Here is a 26,061-nt window from a genome sequence, read left to right on the forward strand (position 1 = left end):
TTTTAACTGACTATCGTCATCAGCTGGTCACTGGCAACAACTTTTTTCCGGTCCGTTTCCAGCACCTCAACATAATTGTCCGCGTTCGTGATCACAACCGGGGAAGTTAAATCGTACCCGGCTGCTTCGATTTCAGGAATATCAAATTCGATTAACATTTCACCTTTTTCAACCGGCTGGCCTTTTTTCACATGGACATGATAATATTTTCCTTCGAGCCGGACCGTATCAATACCGATATGAATCAAAATTTGAATGCCGGTTTTGGACGTGATGCCGATCGCGTGCCCGCTCGGAAACACCGCCGTTACCGTCCCGCTGATCGGCGCAAAAAGCTTGCCAACAGAAGGCTTAATGCCGACCCCTTTGCCGAGTATGCCGGAAGAAAATGCAGGATCATTGACTTGCTCAAGCGGGATCGTTTCCCCTGTAAACGGGCTGGCGATCATTTCCTTTTTCTGATATCGCACCGGTTCTTCCGTTTTCTTATGCGGGATACCTCCGGCAACGGCCGGTTCTTTGTTTTTGCACCCGAATAAAACGACCATAACCGGCTCGCCTCCGCCCCGGGCATTCAAAATGGATGTCGCCGTGTCCATCATCTGATGAAACAATTGATCCTCAAGGCCGGATATTTCTGCCGCATCCGGGCGTCCGGTTAATCTGCCCGGCTGCATGACCGGGTTTTCAAAGCCAGAAGTTTCTTCCCGTTGCCCGCTTTCCATCCGGACTAGATGCAGATATTTTAACATGTCATTGTGCACTTCCCCGGCATTTATCCCTGTCACAATATGAAAATACCCGCCGGAAACAGCGGCCGAAATCACCCCGTCAAGCTCCTCTACCGCCGCTTTTTTTGCCCGCCCCGGGTCTTTTAATTTAAAGCGGAGCCTTGTTGAACAGTGGAAAACCGCTTGAATATTTTCCCCGCCTCCCGAAAGCTGCACCAGTTTACTGGCCAATCGTTCGTAGCCCACCTCTCTCACCCTTTCCTTTACACCATCTCTAATCTTATTATAAGCCCCTGCAGAAAGCGCTTTTATACCCGTTCATGACAAGTTTGTGAAAGTTTTATCATTGTTTCCGAAAAAGGGGCTGCTTTTGTGATCGCTTCACATGGAAAATGGCGGAAACCTGTCTTTTACAGCAATGTCCGGCAAGCCCTTGAAATATAAAATACCGGCATGCAGCTCCATTTACAAATACAACTATAGTCGGACTAACCATTCCTCCTTTACGTGTTGCCTGAAGCAATTTATCCTGTTCGTCATATTTTGCAATAAAAAAGCAGCAGGATCGGCCAAAATGGCTTCGTCCTGCTGCTTTTACAGCAAATCTCTTATGCTTCTACCGGAGAGGCTGCTCCTTCCTTTTCTGCCATCCTGTGAAGATGTCTAAATTTCACAACAAAGTACAGAAGGGAAAGAAAGATAAACGCTGCAAAAAAGACCGAAAGCTTATCAACATTTTGCCACATGTAGCTGAAATCGCCGCTTGAAATCACCGCTTTAAACATTTGCAGCGAATAGGTCATCGGCATCAGATCATGAACAGCCTGAAGCGGCTTTGGAATCAATTCAAGCGGGAAGGTGCCTGCGCTTGTCGTCAGTTGCAAAATCAAAATGATGACCGCAATGTACCTGCCCGGGTTCGCGAATGCCGCAACCAAAAATTGGATGATCGCCATATAAGTCAGGCTCGTCACAATGGTTGCAATGATAAACAGCGGCACACTTTGCACATGCAATTTCAGCAGATCAAGCAGAATGAAATCTGCCAAAAGCGATTGTAAGATGCCGATCAGTGCCATGACGCCGAATTTTCCAAGAAACCAGGTTACCCCGTTTTTCGGCATGATTGCCGGGGCTTTTACATTGTAGATAATTGTCAGCAATAATCCGCCGACAAAAAGCCCGAGCGATAAGAAATACGGAGCAAGGCCGGTACCATAGTTCGGCACTTTTGTCACAGCATCATGGTTCAGCCGGACCGGGCTGCTCATCATATTATAAGTGGCGTCGGTCGGATTGATGACCCCGGCCTGGTCAGCCGCTTTGCCAAGTTTATTGCTCAGTTTATCTGCGCCGGCATTTAATTGGCCCGTGCCGGAAACAAGGCTGCCCGCACCGTTGTTCAACTGCTTGCTTCCGCTTTGCAACTGGCCTGCGCCATTTAATAATTGGGACGTGCCTTTTACGAGCACGCTTGAGCCGTTCGCAAGTGATTGTGTACCGTTCGTCAATTCATTTGAACCTTCTGCCAGTTTTCCGGTCCCTTCTGCAAGCGCGCTTGAACCTTCTGCCAGTTGTTTCGTTCCGTTTACGAGCTGGCCTGAACCGCCGGAAAGCTGCCCGAGCCCGGATGCAACCGCCGTTGCCCCGGATTCGAGGCTGTTTGCGCCGGATGCAGCTTGTTGCAGTTTTTCATTAAAAATGGTTGCATTTTTGACGAATGCATTTTGGCCGCTTGCAAGTTGCTGTGCGCCGTCATTCAAACTATTGGCGCCTTTGGCGAGTTCGCCAATAACGGTTTGCACTTGTTGCTGCCCGCTGCCCACATTTGCAAGCCCGTCGTTCAGTTTCTTGAAATATGGATTAATCGCCTGTTGAATCTGGCTTTGCAAAGCGGCTTGTGAAGATGCAGACCCGCTGGTTAACGAGGCCGAAAGCTGCTTTATGACCTGCTCTCGGAATGCTTGCTGGAATGTTTTTTTCTTTTCATCTTTATAATTACTCAAGACTTGGTTGGAAACCGTCTGATATGTTTCGGCCGGCAGCACTTGTTTTAACTGGCTGAGCAGGTTTTCCGCCTGTTTTTTTTGCTGGTCAAACATACTGCTGCTCATCGCATCGATTTGCGGCTGAAGGCCGGTAAGCCTGGTCTCCATGTTTTTCTCCATCTGGGTTGCAATGCCCGCTGCAAGCTTTTCAGGCAGCTGTTGTTGCAGCTTTTTCACGCCGTTTTGCACTTGGGCGGTGCCGCTCGTTAACGCCGGAAGCTGGCTGTTTACCCCATTTAAGCCGTTACTTACTTTGGCGCTCCCGTCTGCCACCTTGCCGGCTCCTGTTTGAAGCTGTTTCGACGCATCAAGCAACTGGCCGCTTGCCGAGGCAAGCTGGTTCATACCCGAGGCCAGCGTTTTTGAACCATTTGCTACCTTATCCGCACCCGATTTTGCCTCCGACAGCCCGTTTGAAAAAGTAACCGAGCTTGCCGCCAATTGGGCCAAATGGTTTTTCAAGGAAACGGCGCCGCTGTCAGCCTGGGCGATCCCTTCGCCGAGCGTGCGTGAACCGTTATACAGTTTCAAAGCGCCCTTGTTTAAATCAGCCGCCCCGTTATGGACCCGGCCGATGCCGTCGTTCAGGGCGGTAGCGCCGGTCAACAAATTTTCCGTTCCTTTTCTTAAGACAACAGCGCCGTCTTTTAGTTTGCCGCTTCCTTTGGCAAGGCTTTTTGCCCCGTTTCCGGCAGACCGGTAGCCGTTTGCCATTTCTTTCACTTTGCCGAATACTTCTTCCGCATACGTTTTTGTCACCTGTTCCGCAACGCTCGATTTTATTTTTGTCATTGCAGATTCTTCAATTTTGGAAGAAGTATAGTTCATTGCCTGGTTTTGAATATAGTTCAGCTGCAATTTTTGTGGGTTTTTATCCAGTAAAGTGGTTGCGTTTTTAGAGAAATCTTCAGGGATCTCTATAATCATATAATATTGGTTATCTTTCAGTTTTTTCTCCGCCGTTTGCTGATCGACAAAGTGAAAATCAAAGCTGTCCTTTTCTTTTAAATTTTTGACGAGCTTATCCCCGAGGGCGAGATGTTCCCCCTCCATTTGTGCCCCTTTGTCTTCATTTACAACGGCAACCGGCAATTTTTCGAGATGCCCGTACGGATCCCAAAAAGACCAGATAAACATGCCGGCATATAAAATTGGCACAAGAATAATGGCTGCCGTTTCAATCAGCTTTTTCGGCGAACGTAAAATACTCCGTATTTCCGCGAACCATAAATTGTCCATCTAAAATACCTCCTTTTCCAGCCGAAAAATCAGTTCTGCAGCCCTTTTAACAAATACAGTTCAAACGCCTCCGCAATTTCTTCCTTCGACAGAGAATCATGGTGTTTTTCCCAGTCAAAAATAATGGCGACATACAGTTTAAACATGATAAAAGCGGCCAACTCCGGATTGCACGGTTTGATTTTCCCCGCCTGTATCGCCCGTTCCAGCATTCCTTTCAGGTAGTCAATGATCTTCTCTTCAATTTTCTCGACCATGTCATTGACGGCCGGCGTTCCCATTTCTTTCTGCTCTTCGAATAATTTAAGCGTCAGCTGATGGGTTTTGCGGAATTCAAGAATGCTGAACAGGGCGGAATGCAGATTGGCATAAAAAGAAGCTTCCGGATCCATTGACGCTTCCGCCACCTGCTCCATTTCATCAATCAGGCGGGCAATGATTTCATGGAATAATTCTTCTTTATTGCGAAAAAAATTGTAAATGGTCCCCTTTCCAACGTTGACCATTTTGGCGATCAAATCCATTGTTGTCGCTTTATAACCATACTGGGCAAAAGATTTTGTAGCAGCGTTTAATATTTGCAGCCTGCGGTCCGTTTCCAAGCTTTCCACCTCCCTCGAGAACAATTGACTATTTTGGTTTTTTGGTCATTTTTGCACAAAAAGTAATATACCACGTTTCCCCTTGAACATCAAGTAATTGCATTCAGTGAATCTGCTTCTTGCCAAAACGAATCATTCAAGCTTTTCATTTTTCAGCTTGCCCGCTTCTTCAAATAAAGCATTTCTCCATTGGGGAGTGCGCGCTGATGCGGCATACTTACCTGGCAACGCGCCGGAAAAATTTATACATGCCTGACTCCCGTTTCGGGACAATAAAAACGGCAGGTGCCAGTCGAATGCACCCTACCGCTTCTTCACTGTCTATTAAAATTCAGCCTTGAGTTGGAAGTACCGGAGCATCTCGCCAACCGCCGCCCTTCCCTGGGAGATGCAGTCCGGCACGCCGACCCCGTTAAACGAGCTGCCGGCAAAAGAAATGCCCGGCAATTCATGTTTGGCTGCCGCTAAAATCTTATCCATTCTTTCTTTATGGCCTACCGTATATTGCGGCATTGCATATTTCCAGCGGGAAACAACCGTAAACTCCGGTTCTGCTGTAATTTCCATGATTTTATTCAAATCTTCCAGCACGATTTTCTGGATCCTGTCATCTGCGAGATCGACGACCGCGGCTTCCGCCGACCGGCCGATATAACAACGCAGCAACGCTTTTCCTTCCGGTGCGGTGTGCGGCCATTTTTTATGCGTCCACGTGCAGGCTGTAATTGTATAATCACTGTTTCTCGTCACCACAAAGCCTGTCCCGTCAATGTCTTTTTTTACCGCGCTCTCCGGAAACGCCATCGATACGGTTGCGACGGACGTGGATGGCACCTTTTCGAGCGGCGCAAAAAAAGCATACTTTGAAAAAATATGGGGGAGCGAAAAATGGGGGAGGGCTGAAATAATATAATCCGCTTTCATGTGGGTTCCATTTGTCAATGTGATCCTGTAATCCCCGCCGCCCGCGCTTTTTTCAATCGCGTCCACCGTCACACCCTTCATGACTGCCTCAGCGCCGATTTTTTCCTCAAGTGCTTCAACGAGCGTTTCAAGGCCGTTTTGAAAGGTTAAAAAAGCCCCCTTTTTCCGGGTAGGCCTGGAGTCTTGCGCAAATTCCGCTGCTACTTTTTTCATGCCGAGGATCAGGCTGCGGTGCTTTTGGACAGCCTCGAAAAATTGAGGCTGCGTTGCCAGCACGCTCAGCTCGTCGACATCCCCGGCATATACCCCGAACAATAATGGTTCAACAAGGTTTTCCAGCACTTCTTCACCGAGCCGGTAGCGGACAAAATCCCCGACTGACTGGTCTTCACCGGTATTTTTCCGGGGCAGTATCAAATCGCAGAGCGCCCGGATTTTGCCGGTAACGGAAAACAAAGGAGAAGCAAAAAAAGGCGCTAATCTTGTCGGAATGCCCATCACAGACCCTCTTGGCACCGGATAGAGCTGTTGGTTTAATAAAATATAAGATTTGCCTGTCGCATTGGATACGAGGGAAGGCGAAAGCCCGAGATCTTCTGCCAGATGCAAAGCGCTTTGCTTTCTTGCCAGAAAAGAATCCGGCCCGCGTTCAATGACAAATCCGGCACGCCTGACCGTCTGGATTTTGCCGCCAAGCCGGCGCCCTTTTTCCAACAATATCACATCAAGCGGCAGCTGTTGGTCCTCAACAAGGCGCCGCAAATAATAAGCAGCTGTCAAGCCGGTGATTCCGCCGCCAAGTACAGCTACTTTTTTTCTGTTTCCGGCCATGGTCAGCACCTTCTTTGGCAATAATGTCATGTTTTATGGAAATACGTTAAAAATCTCCGGCGGCTGCCTATTCTTGCGGCAGTAAACCGAATTTTGTTTTTTTCAAAACGGCCTCAGCCAGCGCATCAATAAAAGCCGGGTTGTCATTCGGCATTTCCGGGCGATAATACGATGCGCCGACTGCATCGCAAACTGCCTTGCACTCATAATCATTATCATATAAAACTTCCAGATGTTCCGCAACGAACCCGACCGGAGCATAAATGAAAGCCTTATAATGATGTTTTTCATACAGCGTTCTTGTAAGGTCCTGCACATCGGGGCCGAGCCACGGATCCGGCGTATTGCCTGCACTTTGCCAGCCGACTGCATACGCCTGGACGCCCGCTGCCTCCGCAATCAGATCAGCTGTTTCCCGGATTTGTTCCGGATACGGGTCGCCGTACTGCAAAATTTTTTCCGGGAGGCTGTGGGCGGATACAATCAGGCAGGAAGACGCACGTTCTTCTTCACTCATTGTAGCATACGTTTTCTGAAGTTGCTGTGCCCAAAAATCGACAAATTTCGGTTCATCATACCAGCTTTCGACCGATTGGATGGCGGGCCCACCCAGTTTTGCCGCTGCTTCTTTCGCCCTTTCGTTGTACGATTTCACGCTAAAAGCCGAGTAATGTGGCGCAAGCACGATCGATACCGCTTCTTCAATACCGTCATCATGCATTTGTTTGACGGCATCTTCAATAAAAGGTTCAATATGTTTTAAGCCGATATAAGCTTTAAATTCCGCTCCGTCCGTCCGTTCATTCAGCCTCGCTTCAAGCGCATATGTCTGGTTTTCTGTTATTTTGGCAAGCGGGGACAGACCTCCGATTGCTTTATACCGGCGTTTCAAATCTTCCAGCATCTCATCCTGGGGCCTTCTCCCGTGCCGGATATGGGTATAGTAACGCTCAATATCTTCTTCTTTATACGGCGTGCCGTACGCCATGACAAGCAGTCCGATTTTTTTCTTTTCCATTATGCTTCCTCCTGTTGTTTTCTTTCGCTGTATTCATGAATAAACGTTGTCAGCCTTTTTAATGTTTCCGGACGGACATCAGGGGTGACGCCGTGCCCGAGGTTAAAGATGTAACCCGGCTGCGCCATGCCTTCGTCCAGTATGGCGGCCGCCTTTTCTTGAATAACTTCCCACGGGGACAAGAGCACGGCGGGGTCAAGATTGCCCTGGATTGCTTTTGTCACGCCGAGCGCGCGCGCTTTTTGGATCGGCAGCCGCCAGTCGAGGCCAACCACATCAATTGGCAGGCTGTTCCATTCAAGCGCCAGATGCCCGGCCCCGACACCGAACAAGATGAACGGGGCATTTTCTGTTCGCAGCGCGGTAAATATCCGTTCCATCACAGGTTTCATATAATAGCGGTAATCCGCTGCATTTAAAGCACCCACCCATGAATCGAATATTTGAATGGCGCTGGCTCCGGCTTTGATTTGCGCTTTTACATACACGATGATCATATCCGCCAGTTTTTCCATCAGCGCAAACCACGCTTTTGGTTCTGTATACATAAACGCTTTTGTTTTTCTATAATCTTTTGAAGGCCCGCCTTCAATCATATAACTGGCCAGAGTAAAAGGCGCGCCGGAAAATCCGATCAACGGAACCGCCAATTGTTCCTCCGTTAACAGCCGGATCGTCTCCAGAACATAGGGAACATCTTCTTCCGGATGCAACTCCCCCAATTTTTCCACATCTTTTAACGAAGAAACCGGGTTATGTATGACAGGGCCTGCTCCTTTGAGGATTTCAACTTCCACACCGAGGGCGGGGAGCGGCGTCATGATATCTTTATAAAGAATGGCGGCATCCACATCGTAATGCTCTACCGGCAGCCTTGTCACATATGCGCACAGTTCCGGCTGATGCGTGATGTCGAACAGAGAATACTTTTCTTTCAGCTTCCGGTATTCAGGCTGGGATCTGCCGGCCTGCCGCATATACCAGACGGGGACGCGGCCTGTCTGTTCTCCCCTGGCCGCTTTTAAAAGGGAATCGTTTAGGATTTTTTTCTTCAAATGTTATCCTCCTCACGCCACACAGTCACCATTTATTTTATAATAATTCTTTTCAAATAAAAACTATTTTATCCTGAAAGGGTAATATCTTTTTTTACTATAATCGTTTTAAAAAGCATTGTGCAGCCAGCTCTTTCAACTGTCACAAATTTGCCGTATTTTGCTTTTCCTTAGGGTTGTACGCGAAATACAGGCTATGTCCGATTTTTACCCGGTTTTTTCATTATTATTCCATTTTGTGCCGCTTCCTTCCCCCATCGCCTCTCCGGCACAGACAGAAAAGATGAAAAGGCGTGAGCCGCTTCCTATTTCTATTCGCTTTCGGCCGCCGTCTTTATTTTGCAAAACTTTACAAATTGAACAGCGGAAAGATATAGGTTAAACTGGAAGTAGAGAGGGGTGATAGAAATGAATGTCTACGTCACAACGGGTACTTATGATTTTCTCTTAAAAATAAAGGAAAAGTATCCCGATGAAAAGATGGTGCTGTTGCAAAACCCGGAACATGCCCTGTTGTTGCACGAAACGGAGGGGAAAACCGTTTTTGCCTCGCCGCGCCGTTATCAGCTGGCTGCCTCCAGCGGAAATTTGGAAGACGGCATATTCTTCATTTTTACCCATCTTCCGATTCCGGATGAAGGAAAACCGGTTTATGAATTCCACTTCAAAAAAAACACCCCGGCCATAGAAAACAAGCCCGGTTTTGCAGCATATCGGCTCCTCCGCCCGGTAAAAGGGGATACGTATATCGCCATTACCGGCTGGAAAGACGAAGAAAGTTTCGAAAGATGGAAGCGTTCCATTGATTATTTGCTCATCCACAGCTTGGATCTGACGGAAATTGGCACAAACAAGAGCACGTACGATGCCCCTGCTTTTACAAAAGAATATGTCATCCCACAAGATGAAGAAGAAGGATAAACAGATCCCGGCCGCCTGCTCAGGTAGCCGGGATCTGTTGCTGTGACCATTTGGATTTACGCAGATAATATTGCTATAAGCACTCTGATCGTGACAGTCACCCATTTCTTGCCCTCGCCATATGCTGCATCAAGAAGGGGGCAATGGAAATGGGCATCGATTTGACTGCCATTCACTTTGTGTATTTGATGTTTATTCTTTTCATTATCCTGATGATGGTACTGAAAAAGGATACGTCCTTTGTATGTATTGCCGGTATTTTTATCATTGCATGGATTGCAACGGGGTCGTTCACTGCGTCTGTCAGCGGTATTTTTACGAGTTTTGTATTTGCGATCAAAGAATTGCTGCCCATCATTCTTGTCATTTCCATTATCGTCTCAATGAGCAGAAGCATGCTTGATACCGGGATCAATGATGTGATGGTGGCCCCGTTCGCAAAGCTGATAAAAGGACCGAATCTCGCTTTTTGGGTCATCGGCTTTTTCATGCTGTTTATCTCCACTTTCTTTTGGCCTTCCCCTGCTGTCGCACTGATGGGGGCTGTGCTTTTGCCGGTTGCACTCCGGGTCGGGCTGCCGGCGATCGGTGTAGCTGTCGCAATGAACTTGTTCGGGCACGGGATCGCCCTCTCCGGCGACTATGTCATCCAAGGGGCGCCGAAACTGACAGCTGACGGTGCCGGCATTCCTGTATCGTCCGTAATAGAAGCGAGCGTGCCACTCGTCATCGTGATGGGCGTGGTAACGACCGTGACCGCTTTTCTGCTGCTTAAACGCGATATGAAAAAAGGCTTGCTTGCTACCGGGGAGAAACCGGCCGGCCGCACCGCACCGCCTGATGCAAAAGTCCCCACGCTCAAGCCGGTATACAAAAAACTTTTTGCTCTTTTCATTCCTGTTTTTTTCATCCTTGACATCGTTGCCATGGTTCTTTTTCATTTGCAGGGGGATGCGGCAACCGCACTCGTTGGCGGCACCTCGATCATGATCCTGCTGCTCATTACAATGGCCGGTTCCCATAAAAACGGCCTTGAAAAAGTAACAAAATATTTGATAGACGGTCTGCAGTTCGGTTTCCAGGTGTTCGGCCCCGTCATTCCAATTGCCGCGTTTTTCTATCTTGGCGGAGATGGTTTTCATACGATGATCCATGCCGATCTGCCGGACGCTTCCCAAGGAATTGTGAATGATCTCGGCAGCGCCCTGGCATCAGTTATGCCGGTCTCAAAAGAAATCGGCGCACTGACAACAGCCGGCGTTGGCATCATTACCGGCCTTGACGGATCAGGATTTTCCGGCATTTCACTTGCCGGGTCAATTGCAGCGCTGTTTGCCCATGCGATCGGGTCGGGAGCCGCCACCCTGACCGCACTCGGGCAAATTGCCGCAATCTTTGTCGGCGGGGGAACAATCATTCCCTGGGCATTAATTCCAGCTGCCGCCATTTGCAATGTCGACCCGTTTGAACTGGCAAGGCGAAATGTAATTCCTGTCATCACCGGTCTCATTGTGACAACGATAGTCGCAATGTTTCTGATTTGACCCATGTCCATGTCCAACGGGGCGGCTGAAGCTGCGATCTCCCATTCGCACAGGCCAACAGCGGCCCGTTTAGACACGGTGCGGTAAATGATGTAGTAAGGCGTCAACAGCGGCAGCCTGCATCCGAGGCGCCGCTTTCTTTTCGCTGTTACCGCGATAAAGCAGCAGACTTTTTCACAATTATGGTATAATAGTAAAAATAACAGGTTGGGGGAATCGCAGATGACAGTGTTGGAAAAAATACATAAAAAACTGGACGGTTTGTACCCGGAAATGGTGGAGACAAGAAGATATCTCCATATGCACCCGGAATTGTCCTTTAAAGAAGTGGAAACAGCCCGCTATATTGCTGATTTTTACAAAAACCTCGGCATCCGGCCGCGCGAACATGTCGGCGGAAACGGTGTCGTCGCCCGTGTAAAAGGCGCAAAGCCAGGGAAAACCATCGCGCTCCGAGCCGATTTTGATGCGCTGCCGATCCAGGAGGAAAATGATGTGCCCTATCAATCACAGGTGCCGGGTGTGATGCACGCATGCGGACACGACGGGCATACGGCGACACTGCTGATGCTCGCCAAAGCGATACATGAATTGAAAGATGAATTGGAAGGCGAGTATGTTTTCATCCATCAACATGCCGAAGAATACGCGCCAGGCGGGGCAAAAGCCATGATCGAAGACGGCTGCCTCGAAGGTGTGGATGCCATTTTCGGCACGCATTTATGGGCAACGGTTCCGGTTGGCCATATCCAATACCGGAGAGGGCCGTTTATGGCGGCTGCCGACCGGTTTGAAGTGACGATCCAGGGCCATGGCGGGCACGGCGCCCAGCCTCATCTTTCGAAAGACGCGGTCGTCGTCGGGGCGCAACTTGTCACGAATCTTCAGCAAGTCATCAGCCGCCGGATTAATCCGATCCGGTCCGCGGTTTTAACGGTCGGGTCCTTTTCATCCGGCGATGCTTTCAATATCATTGCCGATACGGCGAAAATCACGGGCACGGTCCGGACATTTGACGAAGATGTGCGGGACAGGGTGGAAAAAGAAATCGAAAGGATCATCCAAGGCACATGCCTGGCGGCGGACTGCACATATGATTATCACTATTTCCGCGGATATCCGCCGGTTGTGAACCATGAGGCTGAAACAGCATTTTTGGCCGACTGCGCAAAAGAAATCGAAGGTGTCACCAATGTGGAAGAAGTCGACCCGTCAATGATCGGGGAAGATTTTGCCTATTATTTACAGCATGTAAAAGGCGTCTTTTTCTTTACAGGGGCGGACCCGGAAAAAGCCGACCCGGCCTATCCGCATCACCATCCGCGCTTTGACATCCATGAAAAAGCGATGCTTATTGCCGCCAAAACTTTGGGTGCAGCAGCCATCCGGTACCAGAACGTCTGAAAATGCTCAAGCATCAACGTTGCCGGCCTGGTTTTATTTTCCCCGGCAATCCGGGCGTTTTGAAAAACCGCTGCAGGCGTGGGGTTCCGTTTTTTAGCAAAAACCGGGGTGGCCAGTGGCTTAAAACGCCGCAGATGGGCGTGGTGCTAAAACCGGTACAGCCCGATGACAGTAAAGATTGGACATGAAAAACGGCACAGGCTCTCCAGCTTGTGCCGTTTTTCATGTTTACGGGCAGGCTGCCACCTGCGCAACTGAACCGCCGCTTACAAGGAGAGCCTGTGCCATTTTTTAAGTTTACGCCGGCGTTACTGGCGCCGAATTTTTCCGGGGACATACCAGGCGACAAGCAGCCAGGAAAATACAGCGCCTGCCACAAGGACGAAAAGACCGTTCATCCACAAGCCGTTCAATGCGGCCGCCGCTGCAAAAATGACCGTCTGCACATACAGGCAGACTGCAAGAAGCCGGATAAAAGACGTTTCTTTCAACTTGCGAGGCACCGGATAGAGACGCAACCAGATTTTTAAATCGTGGGAGCCGATCATCGGGATCATTTGGAAAGCTGTCAAATAAATAAACACGACGGCAAGAACGAGCGCGAGCACCCGTTCATGGCTGAAAAACAACAGCACGGCCCCGATTGCAGTCAGCCGGACAAAAAGCCCGAAATACTGGCTTGTCCTGAGGAACGTGCGGGCAAATAAGTATTGATACGTATGTTCCTGGCCGTATCGGATGCCAGCGAGGAGCGGATCGAGCCATTTGCGCCGTTTGACCTGCCCTTTTAGTTCCGGCACATCAGCAAACAGATTTGCAAACCGGTAAAAACCCATTAGCCGCCTTTCTTCGCGTTCAATGAGCGCATCCCATCTGAGTGTCCGTTTTTGGGCGAGCCGGTAAAAATACAGAAACAAGCCGAGCATAACGACAGCCAGAATGACCACAAGAAAGAGGTTTGCCTCATTGACAACGAGAAACACAAACGCGGCGCTTAATGCAAACCGGATGATCCAGTCGAAAACAGGGGCATACGGCTCCGGCAGTTTATACACGTTCCAGCTCAAAAGCAGGTTCCACATTTTTAACACGAGCAGCAGGATCAGCAGACCAAAAAAACGGCCGAATCCGTGCCCCGTAACAGCCGCATACATCGGCATCAAAGCGGCAAGCACAAACAGAAGCAGATAAGCCTGAATGCTGAAGGAAAACAGGATCGCTTTTTTAAAAAACGGGCGCATCCGCATTTCCATCGGGATAAGAAACACCCGGTCCGCTTCTTTTAACAGCGTGTACACCGGGCTCGCCGCCAGAAACCACCCGAGCAAAAGGCCCATTACAAGGGCAACGGGAAAATCTGGACTGAGATGCTTCACCCAGCGGCTGTAATAAAAAGCAGCGGCACCGAGCCCGAAAATCAGCACAAACAGCAAATGGTCATTAAAAATATACCGTGTATAGCGCCTTAGGTTTTGTAAGTAGGAAGCAAATCTTTCTTTCCAAAGGCGGTCAATTTCGTTCATCGTCATCTTCCTTTGTCAATTGGATATACAAATCATCCAATGTTGCGCCGGGCATCGAAAATTGCTGCTGCAGCTCTTCCAATGTTCCTTTCGCGCGGATCCGCCCGTTATGCAAAATGATGAATCCGTCGCAATACCGTTCTGCCGTTGCAAGAATATGGGTAGACATCAGGATGCCCGCCCCTTTTTTCTTCATCGTGCCCATCAAATCCAGCAGTGACTGGATGCCGAGCGGGTCGAGGCCGAGAAAAGGCTCGTCAATAATGTACAGGCTCGGCTCGACTAAAAAGGCGCACATAATCATCACCTTTTGCTTCATGCCTTTTGAAAAATTGGCCGGAAACCAGCCGAGCTTTTTATGCAGGCGGAATTCCTTTAATAAAGGCACGGTTCTGTCCGCATAAGTTTTTTCATCGATGCCATATGCCATTGCCGCCAGTTTCAAATGTTCTTCCAGCGTCAGTTCCTCATATAAAATCGGGGTTTCCGGTATGTACGAAAACTGCTTTCGATAAGCGTCCGGATCCGCGTTTAAGTTTTTGCCGTTGATCGTGATCCGCCCTTTTTTCGGTTCCATTAACCCGATAATATGCCGGATGGTCGTACTTTTTCCGGCGCCGTTTAAGCCGATCAGCCCGATCAGCTGCCCCGCTTCTACTGTAAATGAAACATCTTGAATCACAGGTTTTTTCGTATATCCACCTGTTAAGGACGCCACTTCCAATAATGTCATCTAAAGAACCCCTTTATGTCAAAAGTTCTGATCTGTACCCTTTATTGTACCATGAAAGCGTTCGTGACTGAATGCCAACTACGCGCCTGAAAAATTTTTGCAATGCGCATGTATAGATTCCAACCATTTGCCCATCCTATACTTGCAGGGGAAAAACAAGCAATCGGGGTGGTTGTCAAAGACCAGTAACGATGCTTTACATTAGCCATAACCGACTTCCAGGCACCCTTTACATGAGGTGCTGGCGGTGAATCTGTTTAAAGGCGATGCACTTTAAACGTTACCCAATAAGGGGATGATCGCGTTGGAAAAAGTTGAGGAAGCCCATTATCAACCATATCATTCGTAAATGAAGTGTTGATCAAAGGTGCTTTTCGGCTAGTTGAAAAACCCTGCAGAACGGGGCGGAAACGCAGATTTCCGCCCCGTTTCCTTTTCTTTCGCCTTTTCATCCGTTATAATGAAATCAAAAAAATGGAAAGGTTGATCAAAATGTGTATTTTTTGCAAGATTATAAACGGTGAAATCCCGAGTGCAAAAGTGTACGAAAATGAGCATGTATACGCTTTTCTTGACATCAGCCAGGTGACAAAAGGCCATACCCTGATTGTCCCGAAAATACATAAAGAGAATGTCTACGAACTGACGCCGGAGATTGCCCGCAATTTCTTTGAATCCGTCCCTGTCGTAGCCAATGCATTGAAAGCGGCATTCCAGCCTGTGGGGCTCAATGTGTTGAACAATAATGGCGAGATTGCCGGCCAGTCTGTATTCCATTATCATATGCACCTGATCCCGCGATATGGAAAAGGAGACGGCTTCGGGGCAGTCTGGAAAACACATGAAAAAGATTACAGCCAGGAGGACCTCCAGCAAATCGCCGCGGAGATTTCCAAAAAAATATAAGTTGCACCGGGCAGTGTCACTGAATAAGCCCATTTTTGCGTTTTTGCAGCCGGGTTCGCGCTTATTTTTTTCAGCGGCCATTTGGGCTGCCATTTTTTGTTGCGCCCAATTTGATCAAAACATGCGTCACTTTTTCCAACTGCATGCTATAATAAGGTTAATCTTTCGCCGCCGGCCATGAGGGTACGTCGGGAAAGCACCAGATGAGATGAGAATAGGAGAGTGGAGACAGATGAAGACAAAATCACTTGTCAGCTTGGCGTTGCTTGTTGGGATCGGCACGGTATTACACACGGTGATTCCGGGCTTCGTGTTCGGGATGAAACCGGATATGATGCTTACCATGATGTTTATCGGCATTATTTTGTTCAGGGAGAAAAAATACGTACTGTTGCTTGGTGTACTGACCGGCATCATTTCCGGCCTGACCACCAGCTTCCCGGGCGGTTTTTTCCCGAACATCATCGATAAATGTATCACTTCTTTTGCTTTTTACGGTTTGCTTCTCGCTTCCGGAAAACTGGCAAAAAAGCTGCCGGCACTGATTGTATTCACGGCCATCGGCACACTGATTTCAGGCATCATTTTCTTAGGATCCGCGTTCTTTATTGCCGGGTTGCCGGGGCCTTTTGCCATTTTGTTTGGCACCGTCGTTTTGCCGGCAACCGTGCTCAATGCAGTTGCGATGTTTATTCTTTTTCCGATCATCTCAACCGTTGCAAAGCGCACAAATGCCGCCCACAGCATGCAAGCGTGAAAATGGCCGCCGGGTTTCCGGCGGTTTTTTTTCGCTTGCACAGCTTAAAATAAATGAAACAGAGCGGCAAGAAGCAGGAAAACCATTCCGGCCGTTCCGAAAAATGCAATCCTTTTTCTGATGATTTTCCGCGGCGGATAAATTCTTCTTTTCTGGTACAGCAGCATGTGCCGAACCATCGCGGCAAACAGGACAACGCCGGCCATTAAAAAGCAGAATGCAACACGCCCCAACGAACTCCCCCTCTTTTCTGCCTGGACTATTACATCATATGCCCTGATGCGGATTAACATGTACCAGACGCGGGTAAAGAACAAACAGAAGGCACGCGCCGAACCCGCTCTTTTGTCCTTCATACCGCCTGTGAAGGACAATTCCACGGCGGGGAAGCCGGGTTTCGTCTTTCATCGGGCTGATGAAAGACAGTTGGATGTATGGCGGCCGCTCTTTTGTCCTTCATACCGCCTGTGAAAGACAACTCCACAGCGCGGGAGCCAGGTTTTGTCTTTCATCGGGCTGATGAAAGACAGTTGGATGTGTGGCGGCCGCTCTTTTGTCCTTCATACCGCCTGTGAAGGACCATCCGCGCCAGGCTTGGAATATCGCTTTGGACGAGCCCGGCAAAAAAGAAAGAGAACTTTGCAAAAGACTGGCAAATTCTATATCATGAGGATAAAAGACCATTCCAGGAGGTGCATTCCATGAACAAATCCAGTTTATTTTACGGATTACTGGTTGGAGCAACAGCAGGCGCTGTTTCCGTCCTTTTCACCACACCCGCTTCCGGAAAAAGAATACGGGAAGCCATCAAAAATAATTCCGGTGATTTCATTGAATCGGTCAAAAGGATCGCCGAAAATGTAAAAGACTTAAAAGCATCCGTCGAAGATTTTTCAACAGAAGGCAAAAAAGTCGCCACGAACGTAATGGAAGAAATCCAACACTGTATCGAAGAATGGCAAAAAAGCATTGAGCCAAACAAAGACGCCCTGCAAAATGAAATCAAGGAAATCCGGAAAACGATTGAAAACATGGAACAACAAATGGAGAAAAAATCTTCCTGACTTTTCGCTGCCCGGAAAGCGGTTGCCGCTTTCCGGGCTTTTTCTTTGCTATTCTTTTCAAAAAAATTTAGTAAATTGTTTTTTATTACTTTTTATTTTACTGGCATAATGATAATATATAGGGTAAGGGGTGATGGGAAAAATATGACGGAACAAATATTGACGACCAATGAGTATCTTCTATTTTGCAAAAGGGTCACGCAATTGTCGAAAGCGCTCTGGAAAACGATTGAAAAAGACTGGCAGCAATGGATTAAGCCTTTCGATCTGAACATCAATGAACATCATATTTTATGGATTGCCTATCATTTAAAGGGCGCATCGATTTCGGACGTGGCAAAATTCGGGGTGATGCACGTATCAACAGCTTTTAATTTTTCGAAAAAGCTTGAGGAGCGCGGCTTGCTCGAATTCTCGAAAAAGGAAAACGACAAGCGGAACACGTATATTCAATTAACCAATAAAGGAAGAGAGATTTTTTTAAAGTCATTGGAAGCGTTTAACCCGAAAAAAAGCACCGTCGTACAAGGCACGATGCCGCTTTACGATCTTTACGGCAAATTTCCGGACATGATGGAACTGGCTGCGATCGTACGCCAGATTTATGGTCAAGATTTTATGGACATTGTAGAAAATTCCATTTTCAATGGGGAGCTGGATGATGTCATTGAAACGGAACTGTTGGGAAAACCTTCGCTGAACCGCTTCTGACCCGTTTCGGGCAGCTACAAATTCCGTTTCAATGCCTTCATTAAGTCAGGATACAGCCCTTGTTGCAAACAGGCGGCAATCACTTCCGCCGGCTGCAGTTTTTCATGCAGGGATTCCTTAAACTTTTGAAAAAGCGGATAAAAATATACAAATTTGTCCGCCTTCTGTTCTTTCAGCTCATCGCTCAAACGATCGCACAGCGCATAAAATTGTTCAATATCCTGTTTTGAAAGCTGTTTTTCCATAATCAGCCTGAAAAACGGATATTGGCTGGTCCCGATCATTTTTAAAAGCAATGTTTGATAAAATTCCAGTCTTTCCAGCTTTTGTTCAATCGATTCCATTCAGTTCCCTCGTTTATATGTTTTTATGATTCTGCTGAGAACAGCGCGACCCCGGTCATGGGATGCTTCAGTTTTAGACAGGGGCGTGTTTTCCGGCAAGGCCCATTGTCCGGCCGGCCTTTAAAAACTTCCCCGCGGCATTCGCCACGAGCGGTTCAAGGCAGTGCCTGTTAAAAATGAATAATCGTTCATCCACCTTGCATGGAAAAGACCAGCGTTCATTACACATTTGCCATCCGAAAGACAGGCGGAACGTTACGAACCCAGATTCTAAACCGGCGCGCTCCGCCTTTATTTTACTGCAAATTTTCGGGAGGGGGGCCGGCCGGCATGTATGTGCTTGTTTTTTTTACAGTTACGCTTTCTTTATATTATACTTTATCAACGTATTGACAAGCCATCTATGTACAAAAAAAGAAATACCGGAAGAACACCGGCCGGGAGTTTTTCGGACGATCAACATCCTCATGACCATTTTACTGTTTTCCTCCTACCTTGGCACTCAATAACAACACAACAAGAAAGGCCGGCAGCTGCCGACCCCAAATTTTACCAAGCCCAGGATGCACCAATAATGATCAATAAAATGAACAACACAACCAGCAAGGCAAAGCCGCCTCCGTAAGCTGCTCCTCCGCTCATTCCATCCACCTCCTCTTGTTTCATCAGTATATTATTCATCCACCCCTGTATTGGTTAAGGCACCCGTCTATTTGCCGGCCTAAATTTCACAAATTCACAATGGAACCCCATGCAATATCATATGCAGCAAACATCCATCCTGCCTTCTACAAACGCCTGCCCCATATGAAAAGAAGATTGGCATGGTGTGAAAATTCCATAAGAAACCCGGCAATCCCTTTCTTTTCTCTTTCAATTTATGTTATAGTAGTGGTTGTAAATCTCTCTTGCAAGACAAAATGAATAGGAGTTGTTCTTGAATGAAGAAATGGGTACTATCCCTTGTTTTGGCAGGCAGCATGTTCGGACTTGCAGCATGCGGCAACAGCGGCAATAGCGCCGTCGTGAAGACGAACGCCGGAAATGTTACCAAAGACGAGTTATATAATGCAATGAAGGATAAATATGGTTCAACTGTGCTCCAGCAGCTTACCATTGAAAAAGTCCTTTCCAAAAAATACACTGTCAAAAAGAGCGAAATTGACAAACAAGTAAACGATACAAAAAAACAATTGGGCAGCTCATTTAATACAGCGCTGCAGCAATACGGTTATGCAAGTGAAAAAGATTTCCGCAACAGTGTGAAAGTCGGACTGCTTGAACAAAAAGCGGCAGAGGCAACCATACATCCAACGGAAAAGCAGTTAAAAAATTATTATAACAATGACATAAAACCGAAAATCAAAGCGCGCCACATTCTTGTTTCCAGCAAGTCGAAAGCGGAAGATATCAAGAAACAACTGGATAAAGGCGCCGACTTTGCAACGCTGGCCAAAAAGTATTCAACCGATACCGCAACTGCTTCTAAAGGCGGAGACCTCGGCTGGTTCGGTGCAGGCGAAATGGACAGCGATTTTGAAAATGCTGCTTATAAACTGAAAGTCAATGAAATCAGCGGCCCTGTTAAGACTTCTTACGGCTACCATATTATTCAGCTGACCGGTGAAAAACAGAAAAAACCGTACAGCGAAATGAAAAAAGACGTCGTCAAACAATATAAAGAATCAAAAGTGACAACAGAAAAAATCCAGTCCGTTTTGAAGAAAGAATTAAAAGCGGCTGACATAAAAGTAAAAGATGAAGATTTGAAAACAACTTTTGACACCCTGCTTGGGACTTCATCAAGCAAATAATGCCGCAAAAAACCGCCCTTCCGGTTAGGGGCGGTTTTTTTACGGCCGTTATGCTTCATGGGCTTTTTCAGCTTCACCGCTGCGCAATTCTTTTTCTTTATGCATCCTTTCAATAAAAACTTCCCCTTCTTTTTCAATCCATTCCTGTTCCTGTTCGTGTTCTTCCCGGGCTGTTTTCACCGCCATAAACGCACATATGACAATGCCTGCCACAACAAAATAAATCCAGATTGGGAAATCCATGTTTTCCCCTCCTTTTCGGTTTGTCCCTGCTATAATGTATGGCAGAATCCATTAAAAAATGCCTTTCATTTTGAAAGGCATTTTAAAAGTTTTTCACCAGACGGGCGCTTTCCAAACGTTTGCGTTTCTATGAATCTCACTGATGAAACGTTGGTTTGTAAAAAGAACGGTTATCAAGTGCATAAATCCGGTCCGAGAACTCGCCCGGTTTGACATTGCGGAGCGCACGGTCAAGCATATTCATTTTCGCATCAATATTATCAATATAGTGGAGAATTTCCGCCTCTTTAATCATCGGGGGCTTGGCACTTCCCCATTCCGCTTTTCCGTGGTGGGAGATCACCATATGTTCCAGCACCATGACTTCTTCCCCGTGGATTCCGAGTTCCTCCGCTGCTTTTGCAATTTCTGTGACCATAATCGAGATATGGCCGAGCAAATTCCCTTCAGCCGTATAAGTTGTTGAGATCGGGCCGGACAGTTCTTGCACCTTTCCCAAATCATGCAAAATGACACCGGCATACAACAAATCCCGGTCGAGTGAAGGATAAAGGCCCGCGATTGCCTTGGCAAGGTCGAGCATGGAGACAACATGGTACGCCAGCCCCGATACGAATTCGTGATGGTTTTTCGTTGCAGCTGGATAGACAAGGAACCGCTTCTGGTATTTTTTCAGCAGATGCCGGGTCAGCCTCTGGATATTTGGATTTTTCATATCAAAAATGTACTGGGTGATTTTCCCCATCATTTCTTCCTGCGATAACGGGGCCGTTTCGATAAAATCGGAAATCCGGACACCGTCCCCCGGTTGTGCCGGATGGATCTGGCGGATTTTCAGCTGCAGCCGCCCGCGGTAATTTAAAATGTCCCCAGTTACTTTTACAATCGTCTCCGGTTTATATGTTTGTTCGTCCTGTTCGGTCGCATCCCAGAGTTTTGCTTCGATATCCCCGGTCCGGTCCTGCAAAATCAATGTTAAAAAAGGTTTGCCGTTGCTCGCAATTCCTTTTGTTGCGTGTTTGATGAGCAAAAACGCGTCAAACTGTTCGCCCACCTCATAGTAGAGTAGCCCTTTTGCCATAATAATCCTCCGATCTAACCCCTGATTGATTTGTCTTAAAGTATACCATAATCCGGCCGGAATCCGCTTTTGATCTAAACCGGCTTTGCTTGTGCGTTTCACCGCCGTGTTGAAATTAGGAAAAAGACGACTACGGCCAGGACAAACTGGTTTACTGCTTGTGCGTTTCACCACCGTGTCGAAATACAGACATTCGGCCCGCCCCTCTTATTTACGGCTGAATACGGCTGATGTTTCCAGAACCTGTCAGCTCTTGACCGTGTATAGCCCCCAAGGTTTTCACCTCATGGCCTTTAAAAAACCGGAGCATCGGCTGCTGGCATGTAAAAAGCAGCACCTGCCTCGATTCGCTCACCTGGTCGAGCAAGCGGGCCATTTTCTCTGTCCGGTAAATATCAAAATTAACAAAACCGTCATCAATGACAACCGGTGACGGGAATTCTCCGCCGAGCGCCTCCGCAAGGGAAAAACGCAAAGCAATATACAGCTGTTCCGCCGTTGCCTGGCTCAGCTCATTTGCAGCAAACAGCACATCATCACGCCGTTTAACGTAAAAACGGCCATCCTCCCCGCCCATATGGAGGGAGACATACGATCCGTTTGTTAAAGATTGCAAATACGCTTCGGCTTTATTCAGGACTTGCGGAAAGCGGGTTTCCCGGAGCCGCTTCATCATGCCGGAAAGCAAACGTTTCGCCGTGGCAAACCGTGCCCATTCGAAAGCTTCTTCCCGGAAATCTGAAAGCGCGCTGTAATATTCATGCAGTTTTTCGGTAAACGTCCCGCCTTTTTCCAGCCTGTCCAGTTCAAACCGGATTTCCGCCGCTTCTTTTCTCATACTGCGAAGCGCGTTCGCCTTTTCCGCAATTTTCTCTTCCAGCTTTTGCTTTTCCTGCTCAAATATGGATACATCTTCTATCCTTTCGAGCCGTTCTAGGTCTTCCCGGCTGATCCGTAAATCTATGATTTCGAGCTGACCGGTCAACTTTTCGTATTGCTGAAAAAGGCTACCGGCTTTCCGGAAATCTTCCTCATTCGCGGCACCGGCAAGGGCAAAAAGTTTTTTAATCTCCTTATCTGTTGCTTCCGCTTCCGATTCAAGCAGCTGCAATTGTTCTTCCAGCTCGGCACATTTCTTTTCCCATTCCTGCAGGCGGATTTTTCTTTCCTGTTGTTCCGCACACGCCTGCTGCAACAGCAAGATACCCTCCTGGCGTAATGGCCAGTTGACGTGGAGCCGGGACCACAGGTTTTCCATCCTTTCTGCAAATGCCGACTGAGAGGCGGAAAGCTGCGCCAGTTTCTTTTCGATACGCGACCGCTCGCGCAATTTCCCGCTTAAGTCCGTCAAAAGTTGGAACGCATCGGGCAGCTGTCCGGGCCGGAAGCCATCACCCAATTGCAAAGTTTGCCTGAAATGGCTGATTTCTGCCAGCAGCTGTCTTTCTTCCGCTTCCAGACGCTGCTTCCGGTTTTGCATTTGCCGGCCGTTCTGTTCGCCTTCCTCAAGCTTCAGAATGAGCTGTTTCCAGTTTTCGCGCAGCTGTTTCTGCCGTTCATATTCATGCCAATCCGTGTCCCCGTCTTTCCAATTCCGCAGCTCTTTTTCCTCTTCCTCCAGTTCCTGTTCGAGCGCTCGGATTTCTTCTTCAAACGGGTTCCGCTTTCCCTTCAAAGCATGGTAGCCTGACACGATTGCACCAAGCACAAAAACGCCCAGAAACAGGTATTGCCCTGTGAGCAAACTCCACACGCCGGCCATCAGAAACAATAATGCAAGGCCAAAAAACAGGACCGGGGGCTTCCGGGCCTCATCCGCCATTTTTTTCAGGCGGGAAAGCTGCTGTTTCCCGCGCCTGATATCGGCTTCAAGCAATGATTTTTTTTCCTTTTCCTGCCGCTTTGCCGATAAATCGCGAAAAGCCTCTTCGGATACGAGCTCTTTTTCCAAAAGTGCGCATTGCTGCTCAACAGCATTCATCCGAGCCCGCAAGTCCTCAAGCTGTGCCTGTAAAGCATCGTTGCGGGAACGGTGATGGTCATACGCCTTGATAAGGGTGCTGAGCCTTTCTTTTGCCGCAATGCTTAAGTCAAGCTGCGGTACTTTTTCAACTTGCGATGCCGTAAGATGCAGCATGCCCGATAATTCGGAGATTTGGCTGTCTAGGATTTCGCGTTCAGATTGAAGGCGCTCTGCTTCCGCCTGCCACCCGCGGTATTGCGGCCAGTCATCGAGCAGCTTTTTAATCTCCCCTTCATGCCGGACGAAAAGCGGATCCGGCTGCTCTCCTTCCATTTTTTCCACCAGTACCTGTTTTTGTTTTTTAACGGCTGACAGGCGCCCGGTAGAAGCGCGCCATTCCGACATCAGCGCGTCGAGGCGCCGGATTCCGTCAGCGGGAAAGCGGACGGGACCGATTTCCGCCAGCTGCAGTTTGATATGCTTTCTTTCTGCATAAAGCGGCCAAAGGCTTGTGAGATGTTCATACTGCTGAACCGTTCCCCTTAAGGCTTCCAGCTCCGCCTCCGCTTCTTCCTGTGCTGCTTCAATCGTTGCCAGCCGGGCTTTCCATTCGCCATAACGGCCGTTTTCCGCTTTCAGGTGATTCAGTTCTTTTTCCATGGCCTGCAGTTTCCGGAGTTGCACGTTCAAGACCGGCTTCCGCCCGTTCGGTTTAAAACGCGCCTCCATTTCCTTTTCGAGTTCCCGTTCCGCCGAAAGCAGCGCATCCGTCCCGATTGTCCCTGCAGCAAATAAATAGCGGCTGATATCATCGCCTGTTAATTTGCGGATTTCCTGGAGGCTTTGCAGATTAAAAGAATAAATGGACTGGAACATTTGCCGGTTCAGCCCGTTTAAAACTTGTGCAAGTACCTCTTCGCCGCCTGTTCTGCCATCTGCAAAAGTGACGGACACTTCTCCGGCTGCTCTTCCTTTTATCCGTTCCACCGTTATTTTTCCGTCTTTTTCTGTTTCGAGGACAAGCCTCCCGCCGTACACCGGTGAAAATTTTGGCTCATAGTGCTGCCCGTTTTGCTGTCTTGAAGGAAACCCGAATAAAACGGCTTCGATAAAAGCCATGAAGGTTGATTTGCCGGCTTCGTTTTCCCCGTAAATGACCTGCAGATCCGAAAGATTTTCCATATGAAAATCAACAAGCCGGCCAAAACCGTAAATATGGACCTCCCGTATTTTCATCGTTTCCCCCTGCCTTTCAACTTCTCAAAAACAGCCGCTTCCGCTTCCAACAGAAGCCGCTGCTTTTCATCTCCGTCCAAGTCCAGGTAGCGGCCCGCAACCATATGGCTGTACAACGGGGAGACCGCTTCATCTACTGTGGTTTCTTCCAATTGTGCCAGCGTTTTCTTCATTTCCTGCAAAATAAAGCCGTCATCCCGTGCGGAGACAAAGGCATCTTCAGGCAGTGTGATGCGGTGTACCCAGACAAAATTGCGGTCTGCTTCTTCGCCTTCCTGTAGCACTTCCATCAGTTCGCCGTTTTTCACTTTTCCAAGCGCTTCATCATCGAGCAGATCCGGATCTTTTATATCCAATTGCAAAAATACGCCCTGTGCCTCTTTCCTTTCTTCTTCAAGGGCATTGCGGCAAACTGTGTACAGACGATTAAAATCATTTGCGCCTTTTACGGAAACGGTACGTTTTTCCCATAAAATGTCCGCCGTCTCATAGAATGCGGTATGCGTACCAAGCGGATCCATTTCGGTAACCATACAGCCTTTCGGACCCGTTTCTTTCCGGTTTCTCCCCTGAATATTCCCGGGATAAATGATATAGGGATGCGTATGTAAAATCTGCTGCTTGTGGATATGGCCAAGCGCCCAGTAATCCATCCCTTTTTCCAGCAAATCCTGCAAGGCAAAAGGCGCATAAGGCTGGTGCATTTTCGTCCCGCCTTCAAGGTAACCGTGCAACATGCCGATGTGAAAATCAGCATCTCCTGTTTTCCTGTATTCATCCGTTTTGTTCTCCAGCACGTGCCGCTTCGGGTAACTGAACCCGTACACATGGACTTTCGACCCGTTTTTAGCTGTAAAAGATTTGGCTTCAACACGCTCGGAAAATATCCGGACATTTGCGGGCATGTCCAATTTTGTCCATGACCCGCTTAGATGGTCGTGATTGCCATGCAGCACAAATACGGAAATGCCAGCCTCTTGGAGCCGCTCAAACTGCTTCTTCAGCCTCACCTGGGCTTTCAGGCTGCGGTCTTCCCCGTCGTATAAATCCCCGCATATCAGCAGGAAATCCGCTTCTTTTTCAATTGTAAGGTCACATAGATTTTTAAATGCCCGGAAAGTGCTCTCCTTTACCCGTTCAAACAGCGCCGGCGGAAGCTTGCGGAGCCCCGCAAACGGACTGTCAAGGTGCAGGTCGGCCGCATGGACAAAGCGAATCCTTTTCAACGACATCCCTCTTTCGTAAAAAAATAACCGGCATTTTTCCATTTTTTGTGAAATCCAACCTGTTCGTAATCAAACGCATTTCATAGAATATATGTTCTATCTTCATTATAAAAGGTTTGGCACGTTCAGGCAACAAAAAAATG

At 48.0% G+C, this 26,061-nt stretch carries 23 protein-coding genes; 8 read left to right on the forward strand and 15 right to left on the reverse strand.

Translation table 11 applies throughout. The features are described from left to right. Window positions 1-2: 2 nt before the first annotated feature. From NFR98_RS04275 to hemE, 6 genes are all read right to left on the reverse strand, one after another. On the reverse strand, window positions 3-977 hold the full coding sequence (locus tag NFR98_RS04275; protein ID WP_251459765.1) for a PTS sugar transporter subunit IIAB: 975 nt from the start codon (window positions 975-977) through the stop codon (window positions 3-5). 362 nt (window positions 978-1,339) lie between these two features. Next, window positions 1,340-4,018: a YhgE/Pip domain-containing protein gene (locus tag NFR98_RS04280; RefSeq protein WP_251459767.1), complete on the reverse strand. Its 2,679-nt coding sequence runs from the start codon at window positions 4,016-4,018 to the stop codon at window positions 1,340-1,342. A gap of 29 nt (window positions 4,019-4,047) precedes the next feature. Beyond that, window positions 4,048-4,620, reverse strand: a complete 573-nt coding sequence (locus tag NFR98_RS04285; protein ID WP_251459768.1) for a TetR/AcrR family transcriptional regulator — start codon at window positions 4,618-4,620, stop codon at window positions 4,048-4,050. 324 nt (window positions 4,621-4,944) lie between these two features. Next, window positions 4,945-6,375, reverse strand: coding sequence for a protoporphyrinogen oxidase (gene hemY / locus NFR98_RS04290; protein ID WP_014095783.1), 1,431 nt, complete (start codon window positions 6,373-6,375; stop codon window positions 4,945-4,947). 67 nt (window positions 6,376-6,442) lie between these two features. Beyond that, complete coding sequence (gene hemH, locus NFR98_RS04295; protein WP_014095784.1) at window positions 6,443-7,393, reverse strand: ferrochelatase; 951 nt, start codon at window positions 7,391-7,393, stop codon at window positions 6,443-6,445. Next, entirely contained in the window at window positions 7,393-8,448 is a 1,056-nt protein-coding gene (hemE, locus tag NFR98_RS04300; RefSeq protein WP_014095785.1) for a uroporphyrinogen decarboxylase, read from the reverse strand. The genes hemH and hemE overlap by 1 nt, the downstream gene beginning before the upstream one ends. A gap of 408 nt (window positions 8,449-8,856) precedes the next feature. Here hemE and NFR98_RS04305 point away from each other — a divergent pair, with 408 nt between their 5' ends. From NFR98_RS04305 to NFR98_RS04315, 3 genes are all read left to right on the forward strand, one after another. Then, complete coding sequence (locus NFR98_RS04305) at window positions 8,857-9,369, forward strand: antibiotic biosynthesis monooxygenase family protein (RefSeq protein WP_251459769.1); 513 nt, start codon at window positions 8,857-8,859, stop codon at window positions 9,367-9,369. A 149-nt stretch (window positions 9,370-9,518) separates the two neighbouring features. Beyond that, window positions 9,519-10,913 carry a hypothetical protein gene (locus NFR98_RS04310; protein WP_026104489.1) on the forward strand — a complete coding sequence of 465 codons (1,395 nt, stop codon included), beginning with the start codon at window positions 9,519-9,521 and terminating at the stop codon, window positions 10,911-10,913. A 222-nt stretch (window positions 10,914-11,135) separates the two neighbouring features. Beyond that, a complete protein-coding gene (locus NFR98_RS04315; protein WP_017550224.1) occupies window positions 11,136-12,317 on the forward strand; it encodes a M20 metallopeptidase family protein in 1,182 nt (393 codons plus the stop codon). 308 nt (window positions 12,318-12,625) lie between these two features. Here NFR98_RS04315 and NFR98_RS04320 read toward each other — a convergent pair whose 3' ends face one another. Then, on the reverse strand, window positions 12,626-13,840 hold the full coding sequence (locus NFR98_RS04320) for an ABC transporter permease (RefSeq protein WP_014095789.1): 1,215 nt from the start codon (window positions 13,838-13,840) through the stop codon (window positions 12,626-12,628). Next, window positions 13,827-14,573 carry an ABC transporter ATP-binding protein gene (locus tag NFR98_RS04325; RefSeq protein ID WP_014095790.1) on the reverse strand — a complete coding sequence of 249 codons (747 nt, stop codon included), beginning with the start codon at window positions 14,571-14,573 and terminating at the stop codon, window positions 13,827-13,829. Before NFR98_RS04325 ends, NFR98_RS04320 begins: the two co-directional genes overlap by 14 nt. 492 nt (window positions 14,574-15,065) lie before the next feature. On the opposite strand from NFR98_RS04325, the gene NFR98_RS04330 reads away from it, so the two are divergent. Both NFR98_RS04330 and NFR98_RS04335 read left to right on the forward strand, forming a co-directional pair. Further along, entirely contained in the window at window positions 15,066-15,479 is a 414-nt protein-coding gene (locus NFR98_RS04330) for an HIT family protein (RefSeq protein ID WP_014095791.1), read from the forward strand. 232 nt (window positions 15,480-15,711) lie between these two features. Next, window positions 15,712-16,236, forward strand: coding sequence for a tryptophan transporter (locus tag NFR98_RS04335; protein WP_014095792.1), 525 nt, complete (start codon window positions 15,712-15,714; stop codon window positions 16,234-16,236). 44 nt (window positions 16,237-16,280) lie between these two features. Here NFR98_RS04335 and yhzF read toward each other — a convergent pair whose 3' ends face one another. Next, window positions 16,281-16,469, reverse strand: a complete 189-nt coding sequence (gene yhzF / locus NFR98_RS04340) for a membrane protein YhzF (protein ID WP_013858725.1) — start codon at window positions 16,467-16,469, stop codon at window positions 16,281-16,283. A gap of 468 nt (window positions 16,470-16,937) precedes the next feature. Here yhzF and NFR98_RS04345 point away from each other — a divergent pair, with 468 nt between their 5' ends. Together NFR98_RS04345 and NFR98_RS04350 are read left to right on the forward strand one after the other, a co-directional pair. Next, window positions 16,938-17,300 carry a YtxH domain-containing protein gene (locus tag NFR98_RS04345; protein ID WP_014095793.1) on the forward strand — a complete coding sequence of 121 codons (363 nt, stop codon included), beginning with the start codon at window positions 16,938-16,940 and terminating at the stop codon, window positions 17,298-17,300. Window positions 17,301-17,444: 144 nt separating this feature from the next. Continuing rightward, window positions 17,445-18,011: an HTH-type transcriptional regulator Hpr gene (locus NFR98_RS04350; RefSeq protein ID WP_017550226.1), complete on the forward strand. Its 567-nt coding sequence runs from the start codon at window positions 17,445-17,447 to the stop codon at window positions 18,009-18,011. 14 nt (window positions 18,012-18,025) lie between these two features. On the opposite strand, the gene NFR98_RS04355 is transcribed toward NFR98_RS04350, so the two are convergent. Both NFR98_RS04355 and NFR98_RS04360 read right to left on the reverse strand, forming a co-directional pair. Next, the gene (locus NFR98_RS04355; RefSeq protein ID WP_014095795.1) at window positions 18,026-18,355 is read right to left on the reverse strand and encodes a YhaI family protein; all 330 of its coding nucleotides are present in this window, start codon (window positions 18,353-18,355) and stop codon (window positions 18,026-18,028) included. Window positions 18,356-18,904: 549 nt separating this feature from the next. After that, on the reverse strand, window positions 18,905-18,997 hold the full coding sequence (locus NFR98_RS04360; protein ID WP_017550228.1) for a YjcZ family sporulation protein: 93 nt from the start codon (window positions 18,995-18,997) through the stop codon (window positions 18,905-18,907). Window positions 18,998-19,296: 299 nt separating this feature from the next. Between NFR98_RS04360 and NFR98_RS04365 the strand changes: the two genes are divergently transcribed. Then, window positions 19,297-20,169, forward strand: a complete 873-nt coding sequence (locus NFR98_RS04365; protein ID WP_017550229.1) for a peptidylprolyl isomerase — start codon at window positions 19,297-19,299, stop codon at window positions 20,167-20,169. A gap of 48 nt (window positions 20,170-20,217) precedes the next feature. Here NFR98_RS04365 and NFR98_RS04370 read toward each other — a convergent pair whose 3' ends face one another. The 4 genes from NFR98_RS04370 to NFR98_RS04385 form a co-directional block, all read right to left on the reverse strand. Continuing rightward, window positions 20,218-20,412, reverse strand: coding sequence for a sporulation YhaL family protein (locus NFR98_RS04370; RefSeq protein WP_013858718.1), 195 nt, complete (start codon window positions 20,410-20,412; stop codon window positions 20,218-20,220). A gap of 136 nt (window positions 20,413-20,548) precedes the next feature. Continuing rightward, window positions 20,549-21,493, reverse strand: a complete 945-nt coding sequence (gene yhaM, locus NFR98_RS04375; protein ID WP_014095797.1) for a 3'-5' exoribonuclease YhaM — start codon at window positions 21,491-21,493, stop codon at window positions 20,549-20,551. Between the two features lie 211 nt (window positions 21,494-21,704). After that, entirely contained in the window at window positions 21,705-24,692 is a 2,988-nt protein-coding gene (locus tag NFR98_RS04380; protein ID WP_017550230.1) for an ATP-binding protein, read from the reverse strand. Further along, on the reverse strand, window positions 24,689-25,924 hold the full coding sequence (locus NFR98_RS04385; RefSeq protein WP_225620974.1) for a metallophosphoesterase family protein: 1,236 nt from the start codon (window positions 25,922-25,924) through the stop codon (window positions 24,689-24,691). The genes NFR98_RS04380 and NFR98_RS04385 overlap by 4 nt, the downstream gene beginning before the upstream one ends. Between the last annotated feature and the right edge of the window lie 137 nt (window positions 25,925-26,061).

This window comes from Weizmannia agrestimuris (assembly GCF_943193165.1).
GTDB lineage: Bacteria > Bacillota > Bacilli > Bacillales > Bacillaceae_C > Weizmannia > Weizmannia faecalis.